Source organism: Mesorhizobium sp. M0998 (assembly GCF_040318885.1).
GTDB lineage: Bacteria > Pseudomonadota > Alphaproteobacteria > Rhizobiales > Rhizobiaceae > Mesorhizobium.
Genome location: NZ_JAMYND010000002.1, coordinates 135,336 through 159,582, shown reverse-complemented (window position 1 = coordinate 159,582; position 24,247 = coordinate 135,336). Strand labels below are relative to the sequence as shown.

At 62.5% G+C, this 24,247-nt stretch carries 28 protein-coding genes; 17 read left to right on the top strand and 11 right to left on the bottom strand.

Features of this window, described 5'->3' with window-relative positions:
* Positions 1-2 precede the first annotated feature (2 nt).
* From NKH59_RS02585 to NKH59_RS02570, 4 genes are read right to left on the bottom strand one after another with little or no spacing between them, the layout of a single operon-like run.
* Positions 3-1,103, bottom strand: a complete 1,101-nt coding sequence (locus tag NKH59_RS02585) for a glycosyltransferase family 4 protein (RefSeq protein ID WP_352502185.1) — start codon at positions 1,101-1,103, stop codon at positions 3-5.
* Positions 1,088-2,380 (bottom strand): TIGR04295 family B12-binding domain-containing radical SAM protein, encoded by a 1,293-nt coding sequence (locus NKH59_RS02580; RefSeq protein ID WP_352502186.1) that lies wholly within the window; start codon positions 2,378-2,380, stop codon positions 1,088-1,090. The genes NKH59_RS02585 and NKH59_RS02580 overlap by 16 nt, the downstream gene beginning before the upstream one ends.
* Complete coding sequence (locus NKH59_RS02575) at positions 2,377-3,456, bottom strand: NAD-dependent epimerase/dehydratase family protein (protein ID WP_352502187.1); 1,080 nt, start codon at positions 3,454-3,456, stop codon at positions 2,377-2,379. Before NKH59_RS02575 ends, NKH59_RS02580 begins: the two co-directional genes overlap by 4 nt.
* Complete coding sequence (locus NKH59_RS02570) at positions 3,453-4,559, bottom strand: NAD-dependent epimerase/dehydratase family protein (protein WP_352502188.1); 1,107 nt, start codon at positions 4,557-4,559, stop codon at positions 3,453-3,455. The genes NKH59_RS02575 and NKH59_RS02570 overlap by 4 nt, the downstream gene beginning before the upstream one ends.
* Positions 4,560-4,831: 272 nt before the next feature.
* Between NKH59_RS02570 and NKH59_RS02565 the strand changes: the two genes are divergently transcribed.
* The gene (locus NKH59_RS02565) at positions 4,832-5,101 is read left to right on the top strand and encodes a hypothetical protein (RefSeq protein WP_352472886.1); all 270 of its coding nucleotides are present in this window, start codon (positions 4,832-4,834) and stop codon (positions 5,099-5,101) included.
* 24 nt (positions 5,102-5,125) lie between these two features.
* On the opposite strand, the gene NKH59_RS02560 is transcribed toward NKH59_RS02565, so the two are convergent.
* Positions 5,126-5,722 carry a response regulator gene (locus NKH59_RS02560; RefSeq protein WP_352502189.1) on the bottom strand — a complete coding sequence of 199 codons (597 nt, stop codon included), beginning with the start codon at positions 5,720-5,722 and terminating at the stop codon, positions 5,126-5,128.
* A gap of 1 nt (position 5,723) precedes the next feature.
* The gene (locus tag NKH59_RS02555; RefSeq protein WP_352502190.1) at positions 5,724-5,921 is read right to left on the bottom strand and encodes a hypothetical protein; all 198 of its coding nucleotides are present in this window, start codon (positions 5,919-5,921) and stop codon (positions 5,724-5,726) included.
* 157 nt (positions 5,922-6,078) lie between these two features.
* Between NKH59_RS02555 and NKH59_RS02550 the strand changes: the two genes are divergently transcribed.
* Together NKH59_RS02550 and NKH59_RS02545 are read left to right on the top strand one after the other, a co-directional pair.
* Entirely contained in the window at positions 6,079-9,183 is a 3,105-nt protein-coding gene (locus NKH59_RS02550; RefSeq protein WP_352502191.1) for a CheR family methyltransferase, read from the top strand.
* An 8-nt stretch (positions 9,184-9,191) separates the two neighbouring features.
* Entirely contained in the window at positions 9,192-9,539 is a 348-nt protein-coding gene (locus NKH59_RS02545) for a response regulator (protein WP_352502221.1), read from the top strand.
* 66 nt (positions 9,540-9,605) lie between these two features.
* On the opposite strand, the gene NKH59_RS02540 is transcribed toward NKH59_RS02545, so the two are convergent.
* Entirely contained in the window at positions 9,606-11,906 is a 2,301-nt protein-coding gene (locus tag NKH59_RS02540) for an FdhF/YdeP family oxidoreductase (protein ID WP_353020777.1), read from the bottom strand.
* Between the two features lie 147 nt (positions 11,907-12,053).
* Here NKH59_RS02540 and NKH59_RS02535 point away from each other — a divergent pair, with 147 nt between their 5' ends.
* From NKH59_RS02535 to NKH59_RS02515, 5 genes are all read left to right on the top strand, one after another.
* Entirely contained in the window at positions 12,054-12,272 is a 219-nt protein-coding gene (locus NKH59_RS02535; protein ID WP_352472892.1) for a hypothetical protein, read from the top strand.
* A 26-nt stretch (positions 12,273-12,298) separates the two neighbouring features.
* The gene (locus NKH59_RS02530; RefSeq protein ID WP_352472893.1) at positions 12,299-12,736 is read left to right on the top strand and encodes a GFA family protein; all 438 of its coding nucleotides are present in this window, start codon (positions 12,299-12,301) and stop codon (positions 12,734-12,736) included.
* Positions 12,737-12,884: 148 nt separating this feature from the next.
* Entirely contained in the window at positions 12,885-13,043 is a 159-nt protein-coding gene (locus tag NKH59_RS02525) for a hypothetical protein (RefSeq protein ID WP_023716639.1), read from the top strand.
* Between the two features lie 125 nt (positions 13,044-13,168).
* A complete protein-coding gene (locus tag NKH59_RS02520; protein ID WP_352502193.1) occupies positions 13,169-13,348 on the top strand; it encodes a hypothetical protein in 180 nt (59 codons plus the stop codon).
* Between the two features lie 3 nt (positions 13,349-13,351).
* The gene (locus NKH59_RS02515; protein ID WP_352502194.1) at positions 13,352-13,570 is read left to right on the top strand and encodes a hypothetical protein; all 219 of its coding nucleotides are present in this window, start codon (positions 13,352-13,354) and stop codon (positions 13,568-13,570) included.
* 43 nt (positions 13,571-13,613) lie between these two features.
* On the opposite strand, the gene NKH59_RS02510 is transcribed toward NKH59_RS02515, so the two are convergent.
* A complete protein-coding gene (locus tag NKH59_RS02510; protein WP_352502195.1) occupies positions 13,614-13,874 on the bottom strand; it encodes a hypothetical protein in 261 nt (86 codons plus the stop codon).
* A gap of 448 nt (positions 13,875-14,322) precedes the next feature.
* On the opposite strand from NKH59_RS02510, the gene NKH59_RS02505 reads away from it, so the two are divergent.
* The 9 genes from NKH59_RS02505 (at position 14,323) to NKH59_RS02465 (ending at position 22,151) form a co-directional block, all read left to right on the top strand.
* The gene (locus NKH59_RS02505; RefSeq protein WP_353020774.1) at positions 14,323-15,039 is read left to right on the top strand and encodes a GntR family transcriptional regulator; all 717 of its coding nucleotides are present in this window, start codon (positions 14,323-14,325) and stop codon (positions 15,037-15,039) included.
* The gene (locus NKH59_RS02500; protein ID WP_352502222.1) at positions 15,039-16,133 is read left to right on the top strand and encodes an LLM class flavin-dependent oxidoreductase; all 1,095 of its coding nucleotides are present in this window, start codon (positions 15,039-15,041) and stop codon (positions 16,131-16,133) included. The genes NKH59_RS02505 and NKH59_RS02500 overlap by 1 nt, the downstream gene beginning before the upstream one ends.
* Positions 16,133-16,678 carry a flavin reductase family protein gene (locus NKH59_RS02495; RefSeq protein ID WP_352502197.1) on the top strand — a complete coding sequence of 182 codons (546 nt, stop codon included), beginning with the start codon at positions 16,133-16,135 and terminating at the stop codon, positions 16,676-16,678. The genes NKH59_RS02500 and NKH59_RS02495 overlap by 1 nt, the downstream gene beginning before the upstream one ends.
* Before the next feature lie 80 nt (positions 16,679-16,758).
* Positions 16,759-17,736: a TRAP transporter substrate-binding protein DctP gene (gene dctP, locus NKH59_RS02490; protein ID WP_352472899.1), complete on the top strand. Its 978-nt coding sequence runs from the start codon at positions 16,759-16,761 to the stop codon at positions 17,734-17,736.
* 78 nt (positions 17,737-17,814) lie between these two features.
* Positions 17,815-18,327 (top strand): TRAP transporter small permease, encoded by a 513-nt coding sequence (locus NKH59_RS02485; RefSeq protein WP_352502198.1) that lies wholly within the window; start codon positions 17,815-17,817, stop codon positions 18,325-18,327.
* Positions 18,328-18,330: 3 nt separating this feature from the next.
* The gene (locus tag NKH59_RS02480; RefSeq protein ID WP_352502199.1) at positions 18,331-19,641 is read left to right on the top strand and encodes a TRAP transporter large permease; all 1,311 of its coding nucleotides are present in this window, start codon (positions 18,331-18,333) and stop codon (positions 19,639-19,641) included.
* A 26-nt stretch (positions 19,642-19,667) separates the two neighbouring features.
* Positions 19,668-20,381, top strand: a complete 714-nt coding sequence (locus tag NKH59_RS02475; protein WP_353020772.1) for a hypothetical protein — start codon at positions 19,668-19,670, stop codon at positions 20,379-20,381.
* Between the two features lie 42 nt (positions 20,382-20,423).
* Positions 20,424-21,182, top strand: coding sequence for an HpcH/HpaI aldolase family protein (locus tag NKH59_RS02470; protein ID WP_352502201.1), 759 nt, complete (start codon positions 20,424-20,426; stop codon positions 21,180-21,182).
* Between the two features lie 12 nt (positions 21,183-21,194).
* A complete protein-coding gene (locus tag NKH59_RS02465; protein WP_352502202.1) occupies positions 21,195-22,151 on the top strand; it encodes a C-terminal binding protein in 957 nt (318 codons plus the stop codon).
* A 212-nt stretch (positions 22,152-22,363) separates the two neighbouring features.
* On the opposite strand, the gene NKH59_RS02460 is transcribed toward NKH59_RS02465, so the two are convergent.
* Genes NKH59_RS02460 through NKH59_RS02450 form a run of 3 tightly spaced genes read right to left on the bottom strand, consistent with a single transcriptional unit; the run spans position 22,364 to position 24,243 of the window.
* Positions 22,364-22,843 (bottom strand): MaoC/PaaZ C-terminal domain-containing protein, encoded by a 480-nt coding sequence (locus NKH59_RS02460; RefSeq protein ID WP_352502203.1) that lies wholly within the window; start codon positions 22,841-22,843, stop codon positions 22,364-22,366.
* 1 nt (position 22,844) lies between these two features.
* Entirely contained in the window at positions 22,845-23,921 is a 1,077-nt protein-coding gene (locus NKH59_RS02455) for a Gfo/Idh/MocA family protein (RefSeq protein WP_352830870.1), read from the bottom strand.
* The gene (locus NKH59_RS02450; protein ID WP_352502205.1) at positions 23,914-24,243 is read right to left on the bottom strand and encodes an L-rhamnose mutarotase; all 330 of its coding nucleotides are present in this window, start codon (positions 24,241-24,243) and stop codon (positions 23,914-23,916) included. The genes NKH59_RS02455 and NKH59_RS02450 overlap by 8 nt, the downstream gene beginning before the upstream one ends.
* Between the last annotated feature and the right edge of the window lie 4 nt (positions 24,244-24,247).

Here is a 24,247-nt window from a genome sequence, read left to right as displayed (position 1 = left end):
GATCAACTATCCGCCATGGTGGCCAGGGCCGCCTTGTCGTAAACGCCGCGCATGGCGGTCGCCTGCCTTGCCAATGAAAATCTGCGGCTTCGGCGAGCCGCTGCTTCACCGAGCTCTCGCCGGCGCTGCGCGTCGCTGCAAAGGCTGTTGACGCATCTGGCGAGATCGCCCGAATCGCGCGCGTCGAAGAACATGGCCGCCCCGTCCCACAATTCGCGATAGGTCGAGATATCGGCGAGCACCAAAGGCGTCTTCGACATCGCGGCTTCCAGCGTGGCCAGGCCGAACGGTTCGTAGAGCGACGGCGATACGAAAATGCCTGCCCGGGCCATCAGCGAGCGCACTTCCTCATGTGGCACCGGTCCGACCGGAACGGCGTGACTGAAGCCAACATGCTGGCCGTCCGGGCCCTGCAAGGAGCCGGCGACGAAGACCGGCCATTGCGTCAGGGAGGCGGCCTGGTCCAGCACCGCCGCATTCTTTCCTTCGTCCCACCAGCGCGCGGCGGCGAAAACCACCGATTCCCGTCTTTCGCTCTTCGCGCCGGGCCGCGCCCCGTTGCCGACGACGCTCAGGTGGGCGATCGGCCCGTAGCAGGTTTCGAGCATGTCGGCATGGCTGCGGCTGGGTGCAACGATAATGCCTGCTTTGTCGAAACCGCGCCGGTTGCGGTCCTTCTGCCAAGCCCATTCGCCGTCCGCCGCCTTTCCCTTGACGGCGTGGAACCATGTCACCACGCAGGAATGCGACACCGTCACGACCGGGCAGGGCACATCGAGCCCCGCGGCCTGCGTCGGCGCGTTGAGATGGACGATTTCGACGGCGTAGTCACGTATGAGCGGGTGCAGCTCCTGCTGTAATGTGTCGAGGTCGTGCTCGTTGCGGGTCATCCAGTCGGGCGGCGTGTTGAGCCAGGTCAGCGCCGCGAATGACTGGGCCTCCTCCGCCTGCTGCCTGGACGGTTCCGGACCAAGCCCGGCAAGCACGACGCTGTCGCCGCCGGCGACCAGTTGCCTGGCCAGATCGAGCGCATAGCGCCAGACGCCACCGACGGCATCGACGGTCATCAGTATGCGACGCGGCGGGCTCAGCGTCCGCAACATGTGGCCTCCAATTCGGCCAGCGGACGCGGACGCTTCTCCTGGATGTCGCTGAACGTTCGGAAGGATGCGAGGTAATGTTCATGCGCGCGCTCCCAGGCGAGATCGTCCGGCTCGCCCCAAAGTTCGCGGTAGCTCGGCGAACTCGGATAAGGATAGAGCGGCACCGGTTCGTTGGCCCAAACGCCGTTGTCGATCAGGTGCTTCCGCCAATAATCGACGAGCGCGGGATCGTCCTCGACCACGCCGATCAGATTGGCCTGCACGAACGGCACGTGGCGCCTTGCGTCGACCAGCAACGCGGCCAGCTCCTCGGTGCCCAAACGGCAGCGTTTTGCCAGCATGGCGCGGCCTTCCACAGTCAGGCTTTCCAGGCCCGCCTCGATCGAGACGCAGCCGGCGGCACCGAGCAGCTTCAGCAATTCCGGCTTCCAGAGGTCAATACGGGTCTGCACGCCGAACTTCACATCGCGATCGACCAGCGCCTCCAGCAATGCCTTTTGCGGCAGGAAGATCTCGTCGATGAAGTAGATGTAGCCGACACCCTGTGCGATCAGCCGGTCGATCTCGGCGATCACTGCTTCGTGGTTCCGGCGGCGATAGGCATCGCGGAAATCGATCTTGGCGCAGAAGCTGCAATTATACGGGCAGCCGCGTGACGCCTCGACCTCCGCGCCAAAACCGACCTGGTTGTCGTCGAAGCGATGATGGTGGTGCGAATGGGCGGCAATCCAGTCCGATGGCCATTCGAGCGGCGGGTGATCGATGAACGAGCTCGCATGCACGCCGCCGTTCGAGACCAGTTCTCCATCCTCGAAATGGGCCGTGGACGGCACCGCAGTCCAGTCGTCGCGTCGGGCAAGTTCCGCGACCACTTCCTCGCATTCGCCGCGCACGACGATGTCGACGCCAAGCTTGCGCAAAGTCGGCGTCGGCGTCGCCGAGCCATGCGGCCCGACGGCGACGGTGCGACCGCCGCGCCCGGCAAGATGGTTGAGGAAATCGGCCGCCACGCGCAACTCGGGCGGTGCGCAGCGCCAGAACAGGTAGGTCGGCGCGGTGCTGACGACGGTCATGCCAGGCTCGAATGCGGCGACGCGATCGGCGAGCGCGGCGTTGTCGAGCTTCTGGATCTGCCCGTCCAGCATCAGCACCTCGTGGCCGGCGGCTTCGAGCAGCGCTTTCGAATAGCCGAGTTCGAGCGGCAGATGCGGTTGGCGGCAGCCGAAATAGATGCTGTCCTGGTACGTCCAGGACGGATTGACCAGGGCGACCTTCATGCCACGTACCTCGCCGGTTCGGGATGCGGGTCGAGGCGATGACGCTGCAGCCAGTCGGCGAGGTCGCGGATGCCGTTTTGCCACGGGACGTGCGCTTTCCATCCCAGCGCCGCCTCGATCGCGCGTGTGTCGGCGACGAAGAACGGTTGGTCGCCGGTGCGTTCGCGGTCGTAACGGATCGGAACGTCACGTTTCGTTATGTCGCGAATCTCCTTCAGCAGCATGCGCAGGCTGACGGCGTTTTGTGGTCCGCCGCCGAGATTGAATGCCTGGCCGCTGATTTCCTCGATCCGGTCGAGCACGGCGCGATAGGCCGCGACCGCATCGGCAACGTGGAGGATGTCGCGCACCTGCTTGCCGTCGCCATAGATGGTGATCGGCCGGTCGGAGAAGGCGCTAAGCAGGAAGTGGGCGACCCAGCCCTGATCCTCCGTCCCGAACTGGCGCGGTCCATAGATGCAGCTCATGCGCAGCACCGCCGTCGGCAGGTCGTATGACTTGGCGTAGTCGAGGACATACTGGTCCGCCGCGCCCTTGGAGCAGCCATAGGGCGTGCAGAAATCGAGGCCGCGCGTCTCGTCGATGCCGTGCGCATGGATGGCCGCGTCGCGAGGCGCGTATCTGCCGTCCTCTTCGCGCATGGCGAGGTCGGCGAGGCGGCCATAGACCTTGTTGGTGCTGGCGAAAACGACGGGGATGCGCTTGCCGCCGCGGCGAGCGGCTTCCAGGACGTTGAACGTTCCGCGCAGGTTAACGTCGAAATCCTCGTCCGGCCGAACCAGGCTCGTGGTGACGGCGGTCTGCGCGGCAAAGTGGAAAACCGCCTTCGAACGCGCCACCAGCGGCGCGAGCGCCTCTGCGTCGCGGATATCGGCGATTTCGATGGTCAGGCGGCTGCCGTGCTTTTGCGTCAGCCATTCCAGGTTCTGCTCGACGCCGGGACGGCTCAGGTTGTCGATGACCAGCACCAGTTCGCCATCCGACAACAGGCTGTCGGCGAGGTTGGAGCCGATGAAGCCGCTGCCGCCGATAATGGCGATGGGCATTTCGCGAAAATCGGGTGACTCCGGTCTCATGATACCAGCCCTCGCGCTTCGAGTTCCCGCTTCATCTCGGCGCTGCGATCGATGGCGACCGTGTTGCGCACCCAGGCGACGAAATCGCCGAGCGAATGCTCCAGCCGGTACTGCGGCTGGAAGCCGAGCAGTTCGCGCGCCTTGGAGATGTCGGCAAAGCAATTGCGGATATCGCCGGAGCGTGCCTTGCCGAGGATTTCCGGCTGGCGGCCAGGCACGCCCATCGCTTCGGCGAGCAGCCGGGCGACATCGCTGACCGCGTAGGCTCGCCCGCTGCCGATGTTGATGACGTGGCCGCGTGCCTGCGGCTGTTCCAGCGCCAGCCGGAAGGCGCGGGCGACGTCGCGTACATGCACGAAATCGCGCTGCTGTTCGCCGTCCTCGAAGATCAGCGGCCGCTGGCCGTTGGCGATGCGCGAGGCGAAGTTCGCGAGGACGCCGGTATACGGGTTCGAGAGCGCCTGTCCGGCGCCGAAGACATTGAACAGGCGCAGCGCCACCGCATCGACCCCATAGGCTTCGCCGAAGATCAGTACGGCGCGTTCCTGGGCGTATTTCGTCAGCGCGTAAATTGAGGCGAGATCGACCGGTTTCTGTTCGTCGGTCGGCAGCGGCGACAGGACTTCACCTTCCGGGGACAGGGGATTCCATTGGGCGCTGCGGATATCGTCCGGCTGCCGTCTTGCATTGTCGATGCGCCGGCCGTCCGGCGTCGCATAGAGACCCTCGCCATAGACGCTCATCGACGAAGCAACGACGATCCGTTCGATCGGGCGTTTGATCAGCGCTTCCAGCAACGTGGCGGTGCCGAGGTCGTTGGCGCCGACATAGCGGGCGATCTCGTACATGGACTGGCCGACGCCCACTTCAGCCGCCAGGTGAATGATCGCGTCGACATCGTCGACCGCCTCTGAGATGCCGTCGCGATCGCGAACGTCGCCTTTGATCAGCTTGGCGCCTGGCGGCAGGCTGATTGCCTCGCCACCATGCACCTGGTCCAGCAGCGCATCGAGAATTGAAACCCCATAGCCATGTTCAACGAGTTCCTGGGCGACGTGGCGGCCGATAAAACCGCAGCCTCCCGTGACCAGTATACGTTTCACGACAACTCCTCATACGAATGGCTTTGCCGCCCCAAACTTCCGGGCGAAAGGTTTGTTCCCTTGCTTCAACAAAGTTCCCGGAACGCTGCGCTCCGAAAGCGACCCCGCCTCGGGCTGGGCACGGGAACATCGAAGCGCGCTTGGTGTTAGGAGCCATAATCAACCAACCGCGCGCACATGCCGGGCAGCAATGCATCTGCTGGTTGTGTGAGGGCAGACCGGAGCAACGCGTGAGATCTCGCGGCCTGCGGTGGAATCGAAGGGAGATTGCGATGTCTGAATCCAGGACGACCACCGATCACGACGAAATCCGCCGTTGGGCCGAGGACCGCGACGGGCGACCGGCGGTGGTGCGCACCAAGGGCGAGGGAGGCATACTGCGCATCGACTTCGGCGAGCCTGAAGAGACGTTCGAGCCTGTCGAATGGGACGAGTTCTTCAGGATCTTCGATGAGAACGAACTGGCCTTCCTCTACCAGGATGAGACCAGCGGCGGAAAGACCAGCCGCTTCAACAAATTCGTCGAACGCAGCCGGAAGTAGGATCGCGGCAAACAGCGGCCACGGTCAGTGCAGCAGGTTTGGCCCGCGTGCCCTGACGATGTTTCGCATGATGCCGTTGAGCCAGTCCTCCGTGGAGGAGCCGGATCGTCTCTTGTCGATTTCGCCGATGGCCTGTTCGAGCGTTCGCTCGACCAGCCGGTCGGAGGCCTCCACATCTCCCAGCAGCAGGCGCGCCGCGAGCCTGAGCTTGGGCAGCAGCGAAAATACGTCGTCCGAGGGCTCCGACGCTCGGCCTCCTTTCGATGCCGACGTCTCGGCTGGGAAGAGAGCATCGAAGACAGCCTGGCCGTTCGAGGATTTTCGGAGGCTGCTGGCATAGCGAAGGCGCTCAGGAATAACGATGTCTTCATCGCCGCTGAAAAACACGAACGGCACGCCACGGCGCATCAACTCGTCGGCGATCGGGAATACCCGTCGTCCGTTGAGATTGACGTCCAGGATCGCGGCCTCCGCCTCGTCCGTATGTTTCGATGCCTGTTCGACCGTCGCCACCGGGCCAAGCACCACGGCGCCCATCTTGCTGAAGTAACGTGCAAGATCGCCCGCCAGCATCCATTCGTCCTCGACGATCAGGATATGCAAGCCTTGCAGGTCGCGCACCTCATTGTTCCTTCTTCCTGCGGAATTTACGGCTGTCGGCGCGGACTTCCGCAAAATGGCGGGCCAGGACCTCTTGCAACCGTTCCGCGAGCGCGAGCAGGCGAGGCGGGATGTTTTCAGATACCGGGAACTTGGTCAGATCCGGCGAGGGCAACAGGATTCGCTTGGCCGGCTTTATTTCAGGTGGTCGTCTTGCCATTGGAACCGCCTCCGAAGTCAAATGTTAATGCCCAGCCGCGGTGCTTTGTTCCGTTACTGGACTATTTACTGGCCTCAGGCTCGGCCCGGTCTTAGTCTGAGGCGTGATTAGGGTCGTTTGACGGCTTTGTGTTCGCGGCTGTTACCAGGGGCTTGGCGTGGCATCCCAGAATGGCAGATTTCCCATAGTCGGCGTCGGTGCATCGGCCGGCGGCATTCCGGCGATGGAGGGCTTGTTCAAGGGAATGACCGGCGGCACCGGCATGGCGTTCGTCGTCGTCACGCACCTCAGCCCGGAGCGGGAAAGCCTGCTGCACGAGGTCATCCGACGTTACACCGAAATGCCGGTCTTGGTGGCCGAGGAGGGGGCAGCGGTCCAACCCGACCAGGTCTATGTGATGCCGCAAAACGTCGTTCTCACCATCCGTAAGGGCGCGCTTTCGCTGCGCCGGCCGAACACGTTCAGCCGCGAGCGCAAGCCGATCGATATCTTCTTCAGCGCATTGGCCGAGGACCAGGGCGAGTATGCCGTCGGCATTATCTTGTCGGGTGGCGATTCGGACGGCACGCTCGGCGCCAGGGCAATCAAGGAGCATGGCGGGCTGACCATTGCCCAGGCCTCCAACGGTTCCGGCCCGCGCAATCCAGCCATGCCGCAGAGCGCGATTTCGAGCGGCCTGATCGACATAGCGGCGCCCGCCGAGCAGATCGGTGCAAAGCTTCAGGCGTTTGTCCGCGGTTTCGACGTGCTGAACGGCCTGACCGAAGCAGACGACGAACACAAGGCCGAGATGGATCGAGCCCGCGATGAAATCTACACCATTTTGCGCAGCCATTCCGGTCACGACTTTTCCGGCTACAAGGCCAAGACGTTCCTGCGTCGCGTAAAGCGGCGCATGCAGATAACGCAGCTGCAGTCGATCACCACCTACACAGAACGGCTGAAAAGGGATCCGGACGAGGTGGCGAAGCTGTTTCGCGACCTCCTCATCAACGTCACCAGCTTTTTTCGCGACGCCGAAGCGTTCAAATTGCTGGAGGACAAGATCATACCGCAGATTTTCGAAGGCAAGAACGCCTCCGATGCGGTGCGTGTGTGGGTGCCCGGCTGCGCCACCGGCGAGGAGGTGTTCTCGATCGGCATGCTGATGCGCGAGCGCATGGAGAAGCTTTCGGCGCCACCGCGCGTCCAGATATTCGCGACCGACATCGATGAGCCGGCGCTCGCGGTGGCGCGTGCGGCACGTTATCCAGAAGCGCTGCTGCACGGGCTTTCGCCCGAGCGCAGGCAACGCTTTTTCCACAGTGACGGCGAGAGCTATGTGCTCGGCAAGGAGGTGCGCGAACTGTGCATCTTTTCGCCGCACAGCATTATCCGCGACCCTCCCTTCTCGCGCATCGACATGATTTCGTGTCGCAACCTGCTGATCTATTTCGGCCCGCAGATCCAGAACCGGGTCATCCCGATCTTCCACTATGCGCTGCGCCCGGGCGGCTATCTGTTCCTCGGGACCTCGGAAACCATCGGTCAGCACGGTGACCTGTTCGCCACGGTCGACAAGAAGCAGCGGATATTCCAGGCGCGGGAACATGCCACGCCGCGGCCGCCGGTCCTGATCGGCAATGGCCGCACGGGTGCCCTTCCGGTCGGACGCGGCGGCTCGAAGAAGGATGCGGCCAGCCATTCACTGCGCCAGGCGATCGAGGCTCAGGTGCTGGAGCGGTTCGCCCCGCCTCACGTTCTGGTCAATGGCGATGGCGACATCGTCTACTATTCGGCGCGGACGGGCAAATATCTGGAAGCGCCGCAAGGCGCCCCGAGCCGGCAGTTGCTGACCCAGGCCCGCCACGGGCTGAGACTGGAACTGCGCGCCGCGTTGCGGGAAGCAGCCACGACGCGCCGCACGGTCGTGCGGGAGAACATAGCGGTCGAGGAAGACGACGGACAGCTTCAGGTCATTACATTGACGGTCGAGCCATACACGGAACGGGGTAATGGCGAGCCCCTCTACCTCGTCCTGTTCAATCCGGTGGGACAGTCCCAGATCCGCTCCGAGCCGGCACACGAAAGCCGCGGCACCGACGACGCGGCCGATCTCGAGCGGGAGTTGCGCGACACACGCGAGCGGCTGCAATCGACCATCGAGGAATACGAAACCGCGCTGGAGGAAGTAAAATCTTCGAACGAGGAACTCGTCTCCGTCAATGAAGAGGCGCAGTCGACCAATGAGGAGCTTGAGGCCTCGAAGGAGGAGATGCAGTCGCTCAATGAAGAGCTAAACACCATCAACGCGGAGCTGACCGGCAAGATAGAGGAACTCGATCGCGCCAACAGCGATCTCAGAAACTTGTTCGAAAGCACGGAAATCGCCACCATCTTCCTCGACCGCAACCTTGTGGTGCGGACCTTCACTCCCGCCGCGTCATCGTTCTTCAACTTGCGTCCGTCCGATGTCGGCCGCCCGCTGACCGATCTTTCGAGCCGACTCGATTACCCCGAGTTGAAGCGGCACATCCAGGCGGTGTTCGAGACGGGAGAGACCCTGAACCATCACCTTGCGCGCGATGACAACGGCCGGTTTCACCTGGTTCGCATCAACCCTTATCGGGACAAGAGCGGCGGCGTCCAAGGCGTGGTCGTGACCATGATCGACGTGACGACGCTGGCGCAGGCGGAAGAGCGTCAGCAGGTGCTCATCTCGGAGCTGAACCATCGCGTCAAGAACATGCTGGCGGTCGTCGCCAGCATCACCAACCGGACCCGTGAAAACTCGGCGTCGAAAGACGAGTTCGCCGACGCCTTGATCGGCCGCCTGCAGGCGATGTCACGAGCATACAGTCTGCTCTCGCGAGAAAGCTGGACCGAAGCTTCCGTCGAGGAACTGCTGCGCCAGGAACTCGATCCCTTCGGGGCCGAACGGTTCGAACTCCATGGCAAACGGGTGAGCCTCAAGCCGGTACAAGGGCTTTCCTTCGGCATGGCAATCCATGAACTGGCGACGAATGCCGCGAAATATGGCGCACTTTCGAAACCTGCCGGGCGGATAGTCGTGAAATGGTCGGTGGCGGACGGAACCTTCAGGCTCACTTGGCGCGAGAAGGGCGGCCCCCGCATCAAGGAGCCAACCGACAGCGGCTTCGGCCTTACTCTTCTGCGCGGAGAAATCGGCTACCGGCTGGGCGGAAAGGTTGAAACAACTTTCCACTCAAATGGTTTGGAGGCGGAAATCGCATTCCCTCTGACCCGTGAGGGCTCGTCGTGACCGGAAAGATGCGTGTGCTGATCGTCGAGGACGAATGGCTGATCGCCGACGACGCGGCGGCTTACCTGCGCAAAGCCGGCCATCAGGTGGTTGGACCTGTTTCGTCGGTAACGGCGGCACTCCGGCTCGTTGGCGAAGGCGGGATTGACGCCGCGTTGCTGGATATCCAGCTGAACGACGAGACCAGCTATCCGATCGCGGAAGCGTTACGGACGCGCGGTGTTCCGTTCGCCTTCCTCTCAGGCTTTGGCGAACGCGAAATTCCAGCCGGGTTCCGCGCTTGCAGGATGGTGCAGAAGCCGGCGAGCCAGAGTGCGATCCTGAATGCCGTGGATGAACTCGCGCGAGCCGGCTGAGGTCGCGATTGAAAGTGGCGCCAGGTCACATCGGCGTGGTGCGTGCCTGCCGCGAACGACGAACGCCTATGGCAATATCCGCACCGGTACCGATTTGACCGCCGGAACATGAGCCCTCTCGGCTCTGTGCCACAAAGGAACCAGCGGGTTGAGCTCGGGGTAGTAACCGGCGCAATTTCCCTCCGGCACCGAGTAAGGCGTGATGCGCAGTCCGTGCACGCGGCGCTCCACACCGTCCCGCGCGTTGGCTTCGAGATCGACCTCCTGTCCCGCGCTCAAACCGAGGCGCTGGATATCCTTTTCATTCATCAACAGCACCATGCGTGTGCCGCTGATGCCGCGCAGCCGGTCGTTGTAGCCGTAGACGGTCGTGTTGAACTGGTCGTTGGAGCGCACCGTGATCAGTGTCAGCACATCATCGCCGGCGACATCGATGTCAGGATCGGTTTCAAGGCCACTTGGCAGCTTGAAATTGGCCTTCTTGTTCGGCGTCTCCCACACCCGCTTGCTCGCCTTGATGTCGCGATGGAAGCCGCCGGGCGTCAGGAAACGCTCGTTGAAGTCGCGGAAATGTTGGGGGTAGCAGCGCTCGATTTCGTCGCGGATGCGGGAATAATCCCCAACCCACTCATCCCATGGGATCGAACTCCTGCCCGGCACCGTGGCCTTGGCGAGTTCGGCGACGATCCTGGGCTCTGAAAGCAGATGCGGCGAAGCCGGAGGTTGCGATCCGAACGAGCCGTGGATACAGGCGGTGGAATCCTCTACCGACACCCTTTGGTCGCCGCTTGCCTGATGGTCTCTTTCCAGGCGTGACAGGCAAGGCAGCAAATAGGTTGTCCGGCCGGCGATCAGGTGACTGCGGTTGAGCTTGGTCGCGATCTCGACATGCAGGTCGAGCCCACGCCAGGCTTTCTCGACCAGGCCGGTTTCCGGCACGGCCCGCACGAAATTGCCGCCGAGCCCGACAAAGCCCTTGACCGATCCGTCGATGACGCCTTCGCAGGTCTCGACCGTATCGAGACCTTTCTCGCGCGGCGGTTCAAAGGCGTAGAACTCGGCGAACCTGTCGAGCGGGACGAGCTCGGGCTTTTCCGATATGCCGACGGTGCGCTGTCCCTGGACATTGGAATGGCCGCGCAGCGGCGAAATGCCGGCGCCGGGTTTTCCGATATTGCCGCGCAGCATCAAAAGGTTGCACAGCATCTGGACGTTCTCGGTGCCGTGCCGATGCTGGGTCAGGCCCATGCCGTAATTGCCGATCACCGCGTTGGCATGGCTGTAGACCTCGGCGACATGCTCCAGGTCGGTCAGCGCAATGCCGGATCGCGCAACGATATCGCTCCACTGGGTTTTGCGCAGGAAGGCTTCGAATTCGGCGAAGCCATGCGTGTGTTCGGCGATGAAAGCCGTGTCGAGGACACGCGTCCTGCCGCTTTCGCGGGCGTCGTCGTCGAGCGCCAGCAACGCCTTGGCGATACCCGTCATCGCGGCGATATCGCCGCCCGAACGAACCTGGAAGTAGTCGCTGGACATTTTGGTACCCGGTCCGGGCGACAGCATGTCGAGGGGGTTTTGCGGATTCTTGAAGCGCTTCAGTCCCCGCTCGGGCAAGGGATTGAAAGTGAAGACGGGCACGTTGCGTTGACGTGCCTCCTGCAGCGGATGCAGCAGGCGCGGCGCCGTCACCCCGGTGTTGTGCCCGAAGAAGAACATCATGTCGCATTTCGCAAAGTCTTCGAGCTGCACGGTCCCCACCGGCGAGCCGATCGATTCCGGCAAGCCGACGGAGGTCGATTCATGACACATGTTGGACGAATCGGGCAGGTTCGAAGACCCATAGATCCGCGCAAAAAGCTGGTACATGAACGAGGCCTCGAGCGAGGCCCGGCCGGACGTGTAGAACACCACCAATTTGGGATCGAGCCGCCGCAGTTCGGCAGCTATGTCGCGGAATGCATCGTCCCAGGAAACCGGCTCGTAACGGTCGGTGGCGGCATTGTAGCGCATGGGCTCGGTAAGCCTGCCCTGCTTCTCAAGATCGTGGTCCGGCCAATCGAGCAGTTCCGTCACCGAATGCTCGGCGAAGAAAGCCGGTTCGCAGCGCAGCTTGGTCTGGTCCCACATCGTCGCCTTGGCGCCGTTTTCACAGAATTCGAAAGGCCTCGGCTGGGCTGGCTTTGCCCATGAGCAAGACACGCACATATAGCCGTCGGCCTTGTTCTGCTTGAGCAGCGTGCTCCATATCCCGGACAACAGCAGGCCTTCGCCTCGCGCCTTGCGGACCAGTGATTTGAGCGATCCCCAGCCGCCTGTCGGGTGGTCGTATTTCTTGGTTTCGATGCGATCGGTTACGGCGGGTCTCATGCAAGCCACTCCCTGTAAGAAGAGCACTCATACGAACCCGCCGTGAGGCTGAATGTTCCCGGCCGGCTCCGTCCCGTCACGCCGTTCCGTCTCGCCGGAACCATTTCCGCCATCGTTTGTTCGGCTCGAAGAAAGGAGCCGCGCGAAATGGAGCGACGTAACGCGTTAATTGCGATGGTGATTTCGGCCATCATCATCGTCGGCTTTCTCATCGGCTTTTTGTACGGCGATATGGGCTGGCGAACTTCGCCGCTCAAAAGAGCCCCTGAACAGAACCAGGGTGGCAATGCTCCGGCCGATACCTCGCCTGCCGCGGGCATCAAGAAGAACCCCAAGGAAAATACCGAAATGCCAGGCCAGCAATGAGTGAGACTCAGCAATGAAGGCAGGCAATGCCACGAACTGAAACGGGGTCCTGTTTTTGCGGCGCCATAACGGCGGAGATGCGCGGCGAGCCGTTCTGGATTTGCTCCGATCACGATGACGACTGCCGCAAGGCGATAGGAAGCCCGCTAACGGTGTGGGTCGGCTATCGGCCTTCCGAATTCACATTGCTCACCGGCACGCCCAAGACCTTTTCGAAAACCCCCGGCGTGCTCCGGTCCTTCTGTGCGGATTGCGGAACATCGATCGGCTATGTCGACCAGGGCCTGCCCGACGAACTCTATCTGTCGATCGGCTTTCTCGACCACCCCGAACGGTTTCCGCCGCAGGCCCACGCATATTGGGACATGAGGCTTCCCTGGGTCGACTTTCCAGACGAGCTGCCGCGGGTGGGAAGGTATTCGAGGCGGCGCGATCCGGCGTTCGGAAATCCGGCGGACCGCTAGCCTGCTGCCCGCCTGCAGGTGGAAAACGTACCGTTCGCAGTTTCGTACGAATACGACAATTGGCGCGCGGCCGAAAACGCGCAATTATAGGCCAATGGGCCGCCGTTTGGATGACAAGCTCGATTGCAAGGCGTGTGGGACGATCCTGATGGAAATTCCCGACAACCCGAAGGATTCGACGCCGATCTATTGCAGCAATTGCGGCGCCTATCTTGGCGAATGGGGCGATCTGCAGGAGGATTTCTTCAGGCAGGCGTTCGGCGCCCAGGCCTTCGATCTGAACAACGGAAACATCATCAAGAAATAATCCTGGATCCCGCCGGCCAAGCCACGGCCTGCGGGCCCGGCTATTCGCGGCAATTGCCGTTCGGACCGGCCCATCGGGAACCTTTCTCCCGAGCCGCTTGTTTGGGTGGCGGAAGGAGACACGCCATGAGCACAAAACCTCCCCCTGTGCCGCCGAAGAACCTGAGCCCAAAGGGCGCCGGTGACAAAAAATCGGTAGCAGCCGAACAGGCACCGCAATCAGCCGTTCCGGATCCCGACAAGCAGGGCCAGCAAGGCAATACGAAGGTCAACACCACCCATCAAGGCAACGTCCAGGATCGCTAGGTCATGTCCACGTCGAAGAAGACTCCTGCCAGCATCCGCCAGGGCGGTCCCGGCGCCGCGCACGAAAACGCCAAGAAGCCGCTGAGCGTCGAAAAGCCGCCGGCCGACTCCGACCGTCGCAGCCACAGCAGGGTCTCCGGCGGCGGTGGCGAACGCGACAGCCACCATACCCACGACCCCGAAAAGAAAGGCGACACCCGGCCCGCGCATCAGGACACGTGACGTCGGCCGGCGACGCGACGATCGGTGAGGTTCGAGCGAAGTGTCAGCGGGGACGGCGCGCCGAGGCAATCGGCACGACGTTGTCGACCACCGGCAAGTCGAACAGCATCGGAAGCCCCCGCGTCGCGGCCATTTCCACGATCAGTTCTTCGATGGAGTGATCGGTCAGACGCGTCTCGACGCCCAGCCGGATCATCGCCGCCAGCTTGTGCACCGGCACTGGCACGGACTTCGCCCGGTCGTCGAGCAGCTTGCTGATTTCGATCACGACGTCGGCGTCGATATTCCTGGGCAAGTCTCGCATAAGCGCCTCCCCGCCAAACGAAACGAAAAGCCCGCCGCACCTTTCGATACGGCGGGCGATCCAGTAATGCGTACCGGCGAGGGGATCGGGGTGGGCGTGCCGGCGCGCGCAGATCGCAAGTAATTTTAGTTAAATCCGTCAACTTCGATGTGTCACGGAAAAACGTCTGTACGCTTTTTACCGAACCGCGCGGAATCGCTGGCTGTCCCCGCCGTCGCGCGGCGCGGCAGCACAGATGGCGTGACCCATTGCCCTCCGGACAGCGAACTCAAACAGTATACATTATAAACTTAAAACATCTTGCCAGGTGATCCAGCCTATGCTCCACTTGAGCCGGGAACATGGCTGATAGGTCGATTTCTGCCGACACGTGGCTGCATTTCAAACGGCACGACTGCGAGAACACAGCCTCAAACGATATACGAAATCTTCGCATGGGAAGGCGTGGATGACGGAAACGATAGAGCTCAAACGGGTTGGCGATGGCAATCTGCGTGCCCAGGTCTATCAACAAATCCGGCTGACGATACAGCATGGCGAATTGGCGCCTGGCCAGAAGCTCGTCGATGTCGATATTGCCGCCCAGCTCGGTATTTCCAGAATGCCTGTTCGCGACGCCTTGATGCAGTTGGTGCATGAGGGCTATCTCGTCGGCACCACACGCGGCTTCACCCTGCCCACGCTTACCGCGACGGATGTCGCCGACATCTTCGAGGTCCGCCGCCTGCTTGAGCCACGGGCCGCCGCGCACGCCGCACGGACACTTGACGCCGCTGGCCTCAAGACGCTGGCAGCCGCGCTTCGGGAGGCCGAGGCTGCGGCCGCCGCCGGCGATGCCGACCGCTTTTTCCAGGCCAATTCGGCATTCAGGAATTGTTGGCTCGGCGCCGTCGAGAACGAGCGCCTTTCCCAAACGATTGCAAGGTTCGCCGACCATGTGCTCGTCGTCCGCTTAAGGACGCTGTCGCACCAGCCGACGCAGGCCGTCATCGTTGCCGGCATGCGCGCAATCTATGAGGCATTCGTCAAGCGCGACGCCGTCGCCGCTTACGACCGCATGACCCACTTCATTCAGAACGCCGAGGAGCGTTTCACGAAGCTTAGCCCACCGTTTCAAAACTCCAACGGTGAAGGTGAGGGCATGTCGCGGCAGGGGAAAACATGATCAGGAAGCAGCACCCGCTGAAAGGGCCGAACAGGTTCAAACTCGGCGTCTTTTCAATGAATGCCGATGGCGGCCTGGCAATGACCACCGTTCCCGAGCGCTGGCGTGCCCGCTGGGAAGACAACCTAAACTCCGCCTGCATCGCCGATCGCGCCGGCCTCGAGTTTCTGCTGCCGATCGCCCGCTGGCGCGGCTTCGGCGGTTTGACGCATGTGCGGGAATGGTCGTTCGAGACGTTCACCTGGGCGGCGGGCCTTGCTGTCGCCACGGAAAACATCGGCCTGTTCATGACGGTGCATGTACCGCTGGTTCATCCGCTGCAGGCTGCCAAAGCGCTGGCGACGGTCGACCACATCTCCAACGGGCGTGCCGGCTTGAACATCGTCTGCGGCTGGAACCCGGATGAGTTCGCCATGTTCGGGCAGACGGTCGGCGAGCGGACCTACGATCAGGCCGAGGAATGGATCAACATCATCGCGCGTGCCTATCAATCGAGGGAGCCGTTCGACTTCGGCGGCGAGTTCTATGATCTGAAGGGCGTCGTCAGCCGGCCGCCAAGCCTGCAGGCGCCGCGACCGGTGACCATGAACGCCGCCTTCGGCGCGCCGGGGCGCAACTACGCAGCGCGCCACTGCGATTATCTGTTTTCGACCTTTTCCGAAATTGCGGACGGCCGTGCGCATGTGGTCGACATCACCAACCGCGCGGCCGAAGTCGGGCGCGAAGTCGGCGTCTATACGGTTTGTCACGTCGTCTGCCGGGAGACCCAGCAGGAAGCCGAGGATTACTACCGGCACTACGCGTTGGAATGCGCGGACGAGGGTGCGGTCGACGAGCACATGCGCAAGAAGAAGGAATTCGCGAACTCGCACGATGCGAAGGCTTTCACCGAATATCGGCAAAGGTTCGCCGGTGGTGCCGGGACGTTCCCGCTCATCGGCACGCCGGAAAAGATCGTCGACGACCTCACCGAGATCATGGAACAGGGTTATTCCGGCGCCGCCCTCACATTCGTCAACTACACCTACGAATTGCCCTTCTTCTGCGACCGCGTGCTGCCGCTGATGCGCCAGGCCGGGCTTCGAGTAAATTGATGCCGGCGGCCGCCATTCCGACGCCGTGGGTGGATGGGCACGACGCCATCAATCCGCGCGCGTTCAAGCAGGCTATGCGGGCCGTGGCGGGCTCGGTCGCCATCCTCGCGTCGGAACATGACGAGATCGGTTTTTGCGGCATCACGGCGACGGCTCTCTGCTCGTTCAGCGCCGAGCCGCCGTCGCTGCTGGCTTGTGTCAACCGCGGCAGCACCTTTGCCTCGGTCATTCACGAAGGTTTGCCGTTTTCGGTCAATCTTCCCGCCGGCGACCAGGAGAACGTTGTACGTGCCTTTGGCGGCATGACCAAAGCCAAGGGCGCCGCGCGGTTCTCGTCCGGATCATGGGTGCGTGGCGAAACCGGCGCGCCCTTGCTTGTCGGCGCACGGGCAATATTCGAATGCCGGGTGGCCGAAATCATCGTGCGGGCATCGCACATGATCGTCATCGGCATCGTGTCGGGCGTTGCGCTGGACCGCGCTCATCGATCGCCGGTCTTCTACGCGCATGGGCGGTTCCTGACAGTAGGAGATGATGCCAACTAACCGCCGTTCACGCGGCGGCGCGGCGATTGCAATTTTAGATCGAACCCGATCATGGACGAACTATCAAAGGGAGTATGGCAATGCGCATTTGGAAATCCCTTGTTCTGGCTGCACTCATGTCGGGTGTGGCGGGTAGCGCCGCGGCCGAAGAGGTCGTCCTCAACGCCGTGCATTTTACGCCGACGCAGAACGGCTACGCGCAGAGCTTCCTGAAGTTCGTTCAGAAGGTGAACGAAAAGGGCAAGGGCGTGGTCCAGATCAACGTCCGTGGCGGGCCGGAGGTCATTCCGCCGATCCAGCAGGGCGCGGCGCTCAGGAGCGGCCTGATCGATGTGATCGACACACCGGCAGGGCAGTTCCTCGAACTCGTGCCCGAAGGCGAGGTTTTCTCCGCATCGACGAAGACGCCGTGGGAGGTCCGCGACAATGGCGGCTGGGATTTCATCAGCGGAATTTTCGAGAAGAAGGCCAATGCCCACCTGCTGGCGCATGTCGACGCGGGCTCGGGCTTCAACGTCTTCACCGTCGACGAACCCAAGCTCAACAGCGAAGGCAGCATCGACTGGGGCAGCCTGAAAATCCGCTCGTCGCCGCTCTACCGCGATTTCCTTGAATCCTTGGGCGCAACGGTGATCGTGCAGGCGCCGGGGGATGTCTATACCTCGCTCGAGCGCGGCGTCGTCAATGCCAACGCGTATACCGTGTTTGGCTATGCGTCGTTCGGCTGGGACAAATTCACCAAATACCGTGTCGACCCGCAGTTCTTCAAAACCGACGTGCTGATCTCGATCAACAAGGCCAAATGGGACACGCTGTCGCCCGAAGCGCAGAAGCTGCTTGCCGACACGGCCGTCGAATACGAGCGCGCGAGCTATGACGCCAACCTTGCCCAGTCCGAAAAACAGGCACAGGCGATGATTGACGGCGGGCAGAAGGTGATCAGCTTGACCGGCGCCGGCCGCGACAAATTCCTGGCGGCTGCCACGCAGGCGAGCTGGGCGAGAATGGCCAAACGCGATCCCACCAACATCGATCAGTTGAAGAAATTCTTCCAGTAGCCCGAGCCGAGGGTGCCTTGCGTGCCCTCCATCAAAGCTGGGCCAAGAGGACGAAGGTGGACATGGGGGTCGTCGGGCATGGACAGATTGTTTGCAGCGATTGGGAAGCTGAGCCTTGCGTTGGCGGCGGCGGCAAAAGTGGTGCTTGGCCTCATCATCGTCGCGGTGGTTGCTGATGTGTGCGTCCGCAATCTGGGCCTGAGGCCGCTTGCCTGGGCGGTGTCGGCGACGGAATACGGCCTGCTTTACGCGGCATTTCTGCCGATGCCATGGCTGGTCCACAGCAAGGGCCATGTCTTCGTCGAGTTCCTGCGCCAGGCGCTGCCGGTGCGGGCACGGGCGGTGCTTGAAAAGCTGGTCTATCTCGCCTGCATCGGCGTCAGCCTCTACCTCGGCAGCGTCGCTCTGTCTTCGCTGACAAGTGCCGTTGCGGGCGGCGAATATGAAACGCGCAGCTTCGATATGCCGAAATGGCTGGTCTTTCTGCCCATCATGCTCGCCTTCTATCTCTCGGCGCTGGAATGGCTCAGATATCTGCTCGGCCGTGACACGCTGTACACGCTCGATCCGCTGGAAATGGAAGGCCTCTGACCGGTGGCCTGGCTGTTTCCATTCGCCGTGCTCGTTGGCACCATCCTGGTGTTGATGGGGCTTGGGCTGCCGGTCGCCTTCGCGTTCTTCGTCACCAATGTGATCGGGCTGTATCTGTTCTTCGGCGGCTCGATCGGCGTGACGCAGATGGTCGCCAACTTCTCCGACGCTGTCTCGACCTACGCGCTTGCCCCGCTGCCGATGTTTCTCGTCATGGGCAGCCTGTTCTTCCGCTCCGGCCTCGGCGAGAAGGTCATCTACGCGCTCGACCTGTGCATCGGCAATCTGCGCGGACGCCTCGCCTATGTCGTCCTCGCCGCCGGCACGATCTTTTCCGCGCTGTCGGGCTCGAGCCTCGCCAATACCGGCATGATGGGCTCGCTGATGGTGCCCGAGATGCTGAAGCGGGGCTACAAGCCGCATATGGCCTACGGGCCGGTGCTTGGCGCCGGAAGCCTTGCCGTCATCATCCCGCCATCCTCGCTGGCCGTCTTGCTCGGCTCGCTGGCCCAGATCGACGTCGGCGCGCTGCTCATAGCGGGGGCTTTGCCCGGACTGCTGCTCGTTGTCATGTACGCGGCGCTGATCTTCGCGCAGACAGAGATCGATCCGGACGCCGCTCCGCACTATCCGGTACCCGCCGTTCCCGCGGCCGAGAAGGTGAGGGCGGTCGCCGTCAACATCATTCCGATGAGCGTCATCGTGTTCATGGTGGTCGGCACGATCATCCTTGGGATAGCGACGCCGACGGAATCGGCCGGACTCGGCTGTGCCGCCGTCTTCGCCTTGTTGTTTGTCTACCGACGGTTCAGCTGGTCGGTTGTCTGGAAGTCGCTGGACGATGCGATGAAGGTCACCGGCATGACCTTCCTGATCATCTCGGCTTCGACGACGTTCTCGCAGATATTCGCCTTCTCCGGCGCCTCCAACGGCTTTATCCAGTTCATCGTCGGCTACGATCTTGGACCGTATCCCATGCTGCTCATGATGGTGCTCGTCATCCTGCTGCTCGGCATGTTCATGGATCAGGTCTCGATGATGCTGATCACGCTGCCGATCTTCCTGCCGATCGCCCAGCAATTCGGCTACGAGCCGGTATGGTTCGGGCTGATCCTGCTGCTCGCCTACGAGGTCGGCTTCACCACGCCGCCGTTTGGTCTGCTGCTGTTCATCATGATCGGCGTTGCGCCGAAAGGCACATCGCTCAAGACCGTTGCCATGGCTGCGGCGCCTTACATCGCGCTGACGCTTCTGCTGATCCTGCTGATTGTCCTCTTTCCGCAGATCGCTCTCTTTCTTCCGAATTTGATCTAGTCGAACTCGATCCAGCAGGTGTCCACATGCGCTTTGCCTATCTTGCTTTCTTCCATGATGACCGCGAGGCAAATTTGGCCATCGCCGGCGAAGATGTTGACGCTGTGCGGCGTGTGATTGCATCGACGCCGGGCCTTGCGCTTGCCAACATCTATTTGCCCGAAGTGGCGACGGACATGTTCAACAACGATGGTCCACCGCCGGTCTTTGGCTTCCAGCTCTATTACGACGAACTGGCGGACATGGAGGCGGCGCTGGCGCCGTCCGGCCATCTGCAGGCGCTTGCCGCACCTGGTATGCTGTCGAGCATCGCCGGTTCGAGGCCGACGCAACAGGCAATGTGCGTGCGTCCGTTTCCCGTCGACGACGCTGGCGTCAAGACGTCCGGGCTCCCCTGCAGCTATCTTGTCCACTATCCCGGGCCGGCCGAAGACATGAATGCCTGGCTCTACCACTATGTGACGCATCATCCGCAATTGATGCGGGGCTTCCCCGGCATTCGCCACATCGAGGTTCTGTCGCGACTGGATTGGTGCGGTTCGCTGCCCTGGCCGCGGATCGACCATATGCAGCGCAATCGCGTCATGTTCGACAGTCCCGCTGCATTGACGCACGCGCTGCAATCGCCGGCGCGGCTGGAGATGCGCGCCGACTACAAGACCTTCCCGCCGTTTTCAGGCGGCAGCGGGCATTTTCCGATGTCGACGGAAGCCGTGCATCCTTCGTCAAGGGCCACATAGGCAAACAGGTTTTTGCCGACGCCGAAAATTTCTGGAGATTTCATGTACGACTTTCGCAAGAAATGTATCTCTCTCGATCGCCTCATCGGCACCTTCTGCGCCATCCCGCACCCTGTGGCGGTCGAAGTGGCCGCCGCCAGCGGGGTCGATTTCCTGTGCATCGACTGGGAGCATTCGCAGATCGGCCGCGAACGGCTCGAGGATCTGATCCGCGCCGCCGATGTCCACAAGGTTCCCGCGATGGTGCGCGTTCCCGGCCACACGCCGGAGTGGATGGCCGCCGCGCTCGACGCCGGCGCCTCGGGTGTCCTGGTACCCCGCGTCTCCACGGCCGAGCAAGCGCGCGTGGCGGTCATGGCCTGCCGGTACCCGCCGGTCGGCGCCCGCGGTGTCGGCCCGGGCCGCGCCGCCGGTTATGGCTACAGCATTCCGGACTACCTCAACTCGGCCAACGATGTCCTGACGGTCGCCATCCAGGTCGAGACGGCCGAAGGGCTCGCCAACATCGACGACATCGTCGAGGTCGACGGCGTCGACGTGATCTTCATCGGTCCCGGCGACCTGTCGGTTTCGATCGACGCCATGGGGCCGGCCGGCCAGGACAAGCTCAATGCAGCGATTATGAGGATCGCGGCCGCGGCGCGCACGGCCCGCAAGGCCGTCGGCATCTTTCGCCCTTCGGCGGATGATGTCGGCAAATGGTCGCGGCACGGCATCAGCTTCTACATGCTGGCCAGCGACACGATGTTTCTCGGGGCCGGCCTTGCCGCCGGCGTCGCCTCGGCGCGCAGCGCCTCATAGCAAGAGTTTGCCATGAAGATCATCAAGACCGACGGTGTGCTGTCAGTCGAGGAGGAGCAGCTGCGCTACCTCGACGGCTTGAACGTCGAATTTGTCGAAAAGACGCTGCTCACGGAAGATGCCCTGATCGAACACTGCCGCGACGCCGACGCATTGATGGTATTGCGGGAGCCGATCACGGCTCGCGTTTTGGCGGAACTGAAGAGGCTCAAGGTCATCGGGCGGTTCGGCGTAGGGCTCGATTCGATCGACGTCGAGGCTGCCAGCCGTGCCGGTGTTCAGGTAACCTACGTGCCGGACGCCAATCTGGTTGAAGTCAGCACCCACGCCATGGCCCTGATCCTGGCCTTGACGCGCAGGCTGAAGCAGTTCGACAGCGCGGTGCGCGCCGGCCGCTGGGTTGCAATGACCGATGGCGCCGGCATCACACGGCCCGACAGGCAGATCCTCGGCCTGATCGGCTTCGGCCAGATCGGGCGGCTGACTGCCGAGCGGGCGCGGGTCTTCGGCTACCACATCATCGCCTACGATCCGCATATGCCGGCCGAGCGCATCGCGGCCGGTGATGCCGAACCGGTCGGCTTCGACGAGTTGCTGGCCAGGGCCGACATCGTCTCGCTGCACGTTCCAGCGACACCGGAGACCAGAAACATCATGTCGGCGCAAGCCCTGTCGCGGATGAAGAAAGGGGCGATACTCATCAACGTGGCCCGCGGCGGCCTGGTCGACGAGGTTGCATTGGCGGACGCGATCCGGCGCGGCCATCTGGCAGGCGCCGGCATCGACACGTTCGAGCGGGAGCCGCCTTCGCCCGACAATCCGCTGCTGGCGCTGGACACCGTCCTGGTCAGTCCACACGCGGCGCACTACTCGACCCAGTCTTACGCGGAGGTTCGCAACAAGGTGTTTGCCGATGTCGCATCAGTCCTGCGCGGCGGCAAGCCTGTATATCCGGTCAACCGGATATGACCAATTCCCGATGTCGGCACCACCTCTATCCGCCTGCTCCGCGGAACCCAAGTCCTGCAAGTCGGGGTTCGCAGGGCGATAAGGGGCAGCGCAACCTGTCGCGATTTATCCGGTTTGCCACATTTTGTTCTTGCTTTGTGCCGGCAGCTATGCTACTAATTTGCGTATGGTGACGATTCACCGAGGACCCGCCGCAAGGCGGTTTTTTGTCTTTAGGTTTCAGCGTCATCTGTCGAGGCTCTGCTCGGCTTGTCGCGACGCTCGACGATGTAGATGTGATCAGCGACCAGCACCACGTCGCCATGCTGGTTGATCACCTCGCAGCGCTCGACGACCCGGCCTGAATCGGGTCGCTTCGGGTCGTCTTCCCTAGCCGAGATGGTGGTGCGGGTCCTGATCGTATCGCCGATGAACACCGGCTTGATGAAGCGCAGCCGGTCGTAGCCATAGGAGAAGGCAACCGGGTTGACGACGCTGGCCGTCAGCCCGACGCCGACCGAAAACACCAGCGTGCCGTGGGCGATGCGCTGCCCGAACGGCGTCGTCTTCATGAACTCGGCGTCCATGTGGTGGGGAAAGAAATCACCGGTATGGCCGGCATGGACGACGAAGTCGGTCTCGGTGATGGTGCGCCCGCTGGTCATGCGCGACGAGCCGATCCGGTAGTCCTCGAAATAGACTGTCTGCTCCATGTCAGGGCCTCGCCGCTATCGGTGTTGCCGGCGCCGCGCTCGATCGGTAGGCGGCTTCGACCAGCGCCATGGTGTTCCAGCCGTCCTCGACGGAACTGACAAGCTCGGCGTCCTCGCCCGACGCGTAGCGCTGGACATTGGCCATGCGGCCGGCAAAGGCGTCCGGAAACCATGCGCCGACGAGTGGAACCGCAATCCATTCCGTGCCGCCTTTGGGGTAGATTTCGAGAATGTCCGGCTCGCCGCGCGGATAGTCGAGGTTGACGCCCAGTTTGAGGTAAGCGGCGCCTTCGGTGCCGCAGATGCGGAATTCGCAGGCCTGGTGTTTTCGACCGAATTTGTGATCGTGGTTGATCGACAGTGCACAGCGCACCGTGTCGCCATAGTCGAGGATCGCGCTGGTGCGCGTTTGCGCAACCTTGTGGCCGGGATGGCCGAGTGTCTTGGCGTGAACCCCCTTGGGGTCGCCGAGCAATTGCCGGATCAGGTCGAGATAATGGATCGAATGCATGGCGATCTCGACGCGCGGCGCCCGCAACAGGAATTCCCAGAGCTGCCAGGGTGTCGCCAGCGCAAGCCATGCGTCGAAATCGACCACTTCGCCCAGCCAGCCCTTGGCGATCGCATCCCTGAGCGCCAGCATCATCGGCGCGAAGCGCAGCTGGAAATTCACCGCCGCTTTCAGATCTTTGGCGCGGCAGATTTCGAGGATCTCGGTCGCCTCGGTGAGATTGCTGCCCATCGGCTTCTGGATCAGCGCCACCGCACCATCGGGCAACGCCCTGAGCACGCCGGCATGATGAGCCGGGGGCGTCGCCAGATCGAAGACGGCGTCCTTGATTGACGCAGCTTCCTCGACCGACCGGTAAGCGGCGACGCCCCATTTCTGCGCCAGTTTTTCCGCCTTGGCCAGGTCGGGGTCGAACAGCCCGGCAACCGGAAAACCGGCTTTCCCATAGGCCGGGAAATGCGCATCGCCGACGATCGAGCCGGCGCCGAAAATCACGATCGGCCTGGGCTTTGACGGCTGTGCCCAGGCCTGGGAAAGCGAGGCAGGATCGAAAATGTCATCAGTCATAATGGAAGACTTCGTCCATCGACGCCCACCACTCGCCGTCCTTGCGGGTCGGCAGCGGCTCCTGGCATGGCATGCAGAGCGCCCACCATTCCTGCGTCGTGGGATCGGCGGCCATCTTCGCCATGTCGGCGGCATAGTCGGTGCCGTGGTACTCGAAGGTGCTGAACAAAAGGTGCTCCGGCTCCCTCAGATAAATCGAATAATTCTTGATGTTGCAGGCGGAAATCATCTTGAGGACGTCCGGCCACACGGCAGCGTGAAGCCGCACATACTCGGCGACTTTCTCCGGCTTGAGGCCGAGCACCATTCCCATTCGCTGCATGTCC